Here is a 4,628-nt window from a genome sequence, read left to right on the forward strand (position 1 = left end):
GGCAAAGTCGGCGTTCTCAGAAAGGAATCCGTAACCAGGGTGAATCGCTTCGGCATTAGTAACCTCAGCCGCCGCGATGATTCGCTTTGGATCGAGATAGCTGTTCGATGAGTGCGCGGGACCTATGCATACATCCTCGTCCGCAAATCTTCTGTGGAGCGAATCACGATCAGCTTCGGAATAGACGGCAACAGTCTTTATGCCGAGATCCCTGCACGCCCGAATGATGCGTAGCGCAATCTCTCCCCTGTTCGCTATGAGGACTTTCTTCAACATGACCGGAAGATACAGAAAAAAAATCGCGTTTGGCAAGCGGAAAAGAACCAGTTTCTCAGTTGATGCCCACACCTGACATGAGTCTCGTCAGCATCCTGCGGAATGTCGAGGTTCTGGTGAGCAATAGTTGAGCCGGGGTCTGTCTGATGAGGCTCCAGTTAGGCAGTTATCGGAGAGGCTGACAGCAAATCGGCACCGTCTTCAGCGGTGCCGATTCTGTTCGCGAAATCTGTAGTATCGATGTAGAGTGGTGGGGGCGCACTACTTTCGCTGACCGCTCCTCTGCACTTCGTCGTATTCAGTCCAGCCGCGATCCGATGAGCCCGTGATGCCTTTCAAGCGGAGATCGAAGTCATCCGGGTTCGTGGCGTGCAGCATTGCGTCTTCGTAAGAAATGACCCCTTGCCTGTATGCATTCATGATCGACTGATCGAATGTCTGCATCCCGTACTGAATCATTCCTGATTCGATCAATTCAGGCAACAAAGGAGTCTTCGTTGCGTCCGCAATGTATTCTCTGACCGATGCCGTACCAATCAGCACTTCCACCGCCGGAAGGCGGCCGGGACCATCAGAGCGTCCGAGCAGCCGTTGGCAAATTACTGACTGCAGAGTCCCTGCCAACAGAAGACGAATCTGCTGATGCTGATGCGGCGGGAAGAACGATATTATTCTCGAGATAGTCTCGACAGCATTCAGTGTATGCAGAGTCGTCAGAACCAGGTGCCCAGTGTCCGCCGCTGCAAGCGCGGTTGCCATCGTGTCCTGGTCTCGAATCTCACCGATCATGATGACATCGGGATCCTGACGGAATGCGTGTCGCAGTGCAGATGCAAATGATGGCGTGTCGCCACCGACTTCACGCTGCGAGATAATGCACTGGTTATCTCGGAAAATAAACTCGATGGGATCTTCGATAGTGAGGACATTCTCGCTCCTCGTATCGTTGATATGCTCGATCATCGACGCAAGCGTTGTCGATTTCCCTGACCCGGTAGTCCCGGTGACGATAACCAACCCGCGGCGCGCCTCAGCGATCTTCTTGATGACTTCCGGCAGGTTGAGTTCCTCAAATGTCGGAACAGTCGTGTTGACCGCTCTGATTGCGATCCCGGGAGTACCTCGCTGACGATACAGGTTGATCCGGAAACGACCCAGCTTGGCCACCGAGAGAGCCAGATCCATCTCGTTTCTCTGTTGGAATCGTCTGTTCTGATCAGGCGTAAGAATCTGATTCAGAATCTCGGTCATCTTCTCCTTCGTCATCGGATCGGTCTCTATCGAAGAGAGCCTGCCATCAAGGCGCATCGTAGGAGAGATCCCGACGCGGATGTGAATATCGGACGCACGCTTAGAGAGCATCTCCACCAGCATCTGGCGCAGATTCATAGACAGCCTCCTTGGAATGACTAGCTTTAACCGAGCGGCTCGACCAAAAAGAGCGTCTGTCCGAATTCGATCGGCTGAGCGTTCTCAACTAAACGCTTGACGATCTTGCCTTCGACTTCCGACTCGATTTCGTTCATCAGCTTCATCGCCTCGACAATGCACACCACCTGGCCGGTCGAAATGACCTGGCCGACTTCGACATAATGTGGCGCTGTCGGCTCTGGTGACGTATAAAACGTACCCACCATCGGCGACTTAATAGCTATATACTTATCGTCGGAATTCGCGGAAGTTTCTGAAGCAGTTTCCTTTGGGGCGTGAACGATTGGAACGGCCTGTGCGGATGGAGCTGGATTGTGCTCGGGCAAATAGATCTCGGTAGGCATCGCTCCATGTTGGCGATAACCGTTGCTGTCATAGCGCTTTGTGATCTTGATCTTACGCCCCCAGCTCGAAAACTCAAGTTGCGCAATGTCGCTCTCTTCAACCAGTTTCACCAGCTTGCGGATCATCTTGTCGAACATAAGCTACTCCAATATCTCAATAGAGGATTTTTCAATCTCAAACGTCTCGGCTAAAGCTCGATCAACTCCTTCGGCGCCTTGTTTAACACTGTGCAACCGTTCCGCCGGATTACAACATCGTCCTCGATTCTGACGCCGCCCCAGTTCGGAATGTAGATTCCCGGCTCGATCGTCACGACGTGACCCGGCTGCAAAATGCCATTCGCTTCCGGAGACAGTCGGGGCAATTCGTGAACCACAAGACCGATTCCGTGACCAAGGCCATGTCCGAACTTCTTACCATATCCGGCTTTGGATATGACCTTGCGCGCTGCCGCGTCAACTTTCTGGCAGCTGATCCCTGCTTTCGCAACGGCTATGGCCTTGAGCTGAGCCTTAGCAACTGTGTCATATATTCTCTTCTGCCTGGTCGTCGCCTTACCGATCACCACAGTTCGGGTGATGTCTGAAACGTATCCTTCGTACGTCGCACCAAAATCGAGAGTGACGAACTCCCCCCTCTTGAGTTTCTTCGACGAGGCGATTCCATGCGGAAGTGCCGCGCGCCATCCCGAAGCTATTATCGAATCGAATGCGGGCTTTGACGATCCGAGCATTTTCATCTGATATTCAAGTTCCGCCGCAATCTCATCTTCACGAACGCCCGGTTTCATGATGCCGAGGATTCTCTCGAAAGCGATATCAGAGATGCGAACCGCGCCCTTGATACTTGAGAGCTCATCCTTGTCCTTCACCATCGCCAGATCCTCGACAAGTCCGGTTGTCGGAAGGAATACTGCCGTGACGAGACTCGTCTGGAATCTCGTTAGACTTGCCTGTGTGAGATACTCGCTCTCATAGCCAATCTTGACATTGGGCTTCGCCAGTGCATCGAGTTCAGCGGCGTCTGCGATGAGCTGCCGCGCAACGATATGAACAGTCGCACCCTTGACCTGTTCGGCTGACTGACTCTTATACCTAAAATCGGTAAAGAAATGCGCCTCATTCCGAAATACGAAAAGCAGCGCCGACGATCCGGTGAAACCGACCAGGTATCGGATGTGTGGCAGGTCACTTACAAGCAATACGTCGAGGTTTTCGGTATTCAATCGCTGCTGTAGTTTCTTAATTCGTGTCTTCATCGGTGCGTACTTTCCGGTTTGGAATTAATCTCATTCAGGAATGACAACGCCAACTCATGCTGCGGTTCCGTTTCCAGAATGCTGCTGCAGATTTCCCGCGCCAGTTTGGCATGTCCCTGTTTCATGTACAATTTCGCGAGTGTTAGAGTGTCAAAGACGCCTCTTTCGGATTCCGGAATGTCACTCCGCGAAACTGTCTCCTCCGTTTGATCTTCTGCCGCCGGCTGACTCCGCTCCACTTTCGGATTTCGCCTCGCCCGCTCGGCAGCCTCTTCGCAATATTTGTCGCGCTGAAGGACCTGTCTGTAATACGACCGCGCGAGTGAATAGGCTTCCGCCTCCCAGTGAATATCTGCAATCGACTTAAGAGCCAACAAGTTCCCCGGCTCGCATTTGAGCACGGAGTGAAATCCCATCAGCGCTTTCTCAATCTCACCCCGGTCCTGATAGACCAGAGCCAGAACCATGTGGCCGGAGCCGTAATCCGGAAACCGCTTTAGCCCTTCCCGGCAGACCACTTCGGCATCGTCAAATCGACCTTCAAGCCGATGAATATCTGCGAGTTGGGCGAATGTATCCGGCAGCCCTTCGGTCAAAACCGTAGCAAGGTCTGTCTCGGCCGGTCTGGAAATCCTAATTCTGGGCATCCGTGCCTTCCACCTCAGCTCCACGATAACCCCACGTTATGCCCGTGTCAACAGTAAACTTTGGGGGAGAAATAGGGTGGAACGAGTTCCACCGACTCTTCCGGGCGGCTGACAATGGCTGATTGGCCCACCCTTTGTGTGGGTTTCTCAAAAGAGGACACATCCGAGGGACTTCGTCCTCAGAGGCGCGAATTCAATAGCGGGGGCGCGCTATTCTCTAAAGTGTCAGAACTACTTCCCACACCAACAGTCTTGGTAAAAGCATCATGAGAATAGCACACTTGACGCGAGATCTCATTGAGTTCTGAGACACTGTCCTCTGCAAATGGAGCCCTATTCTTTCAACTTGCAAACCTCATAGAAACGAGCGGTAATCGTTGAGCCCATGTACTGCTTGACTTCAATAGTCCAAGTTGATACTCTTCTGCTAATGAGTGTTGTTCAGTAATATGCCATGTGCGTAATTCGAGCATTCGTTCATTACAACACTATAGAGAAGGTCTAAGGGCAGCACAGTTGGATATGATTGACTCAAGCATCTGGACTTTAGGAGCAACATTCAAAATATCAGGGAGTACGTTTATTGCTCTTGCAGCCTATTTCGGTTTTGTCGCTGTGCTGCAGAATGACGAGCATGAAGGAACAGGAAAGTGGTTTGAGGATAAGTGGCA

At 52.1% G+C, this 4,628-nt stretch carries 5 protein-coding genes; all 5 read right to left on the reverse strand.

Going from position 1 to position 4,628, the window contains the following annotated elements; genetic code table 11:
* Nucleotides 1-276, reverse strand: a 276-nt coding sequence (locus KKH67_07575) for an acetyl-CoA carboxylase biotin carboxylase subunit (GenBank protein ID MBU1319040.1), incomplete at its 3' end; no start/stop codon positions are given.
* A 261-nt stretch (nt 277-537) separates the two neighbouring features.
* Nucleotides 538-1,665: a PilT/PilU family type 4a pilus ATPase gene (locus KKH67_07580; GenBank protein MBU1319041.1), complete on the reverse strand. Its 1,128-nt coding sequence runs from the start codon at nt 1,663-1,665 to the stop codon at nt 538-540.
* 26 nt (nt 1,666-1,691) lie between these two features.
* Nucleotides 1,692-2,189, reverse strand: a complete 498-nt coding sequence (accB, locus tag KKH67_07585) for an acetyl-CoA carboxylase biotin carboxyl carrier protein (protein ID MBU1319042.1) — start codon at nt 2,187-2,189, stop codon at nt 1,692-1,694.
* 50 nt (nt 2,190-2,239) lie between these two features.
* Nucleotides 2,240-3,310 carry an aminopeptidase P family protein gene (locus KKH67_07590; GenBank protein ID MBU1319043.1) on the reverse strand — a complete coding sequence of 357 codons (1,071 nt, stop codon included), beginning with the start codon at nt 3,308-3,310 and terminating at the stop codon, nt 2,240-2,242.
* Nucleotides 3,307-3,957: a hypothetical protein gene (locus KKH67_07595; protein MBU1319044.1), complete on the reverse strand. Its 651-nt coding sequence runs from the start codon at nt 3,955-3,957 to the stop codon at nt 3,307-3,309. Before KKH67_07595 ends, KKH67_07590 begins: the two co-directional genes overlap by 4 nt.
* Between the last annotated feature and the right edge of the window lie 671 nt (nt 3,958-4,628).

The sequence above is a fragment of the Candidatus Zixiibacteriota bacterium genome (genome assembly GCA_018820315.1).
Classification (GTDB): Bacteria; Zixibacteria; MSB-5A5; order JAABVY01; family JAHJOQ01; genus JAHJOQ01.

What these genes read in the sequence shown, in the direction of transcription:
- KKH67_07580 (MBU1319041.1), bottom strand. Translation starts at nt 1,665, where the DNA reads ATGAATCTGCGCCAGATGCTGGTGGAGATGCTCTCTAAGCGTGCGTCC.
- accB (MBU1319042.1), bottom strand. Translation starts at nt 2,189, where the DNA reads ATGTTCGACAAGATGATCCGCAAGCTGGTGAAACTGGTTGAAGAGAGC.
- KKH67_07590 (MBU1319043.1), bottom strand. Translation starts at nt 3,310, where the DNA reads ATGAAGACACGAATTAAGAAACTACAGCAGCGATTGAATACCGAAAAC.
- KKH67_07595 (MBU1319044.1), bottom strand. Translation starts at nt 3,957, where the DNA reads ATGCCCAGAATTAGGATTTCCAGACCGGCCGAGACAGACCTTGCTACG.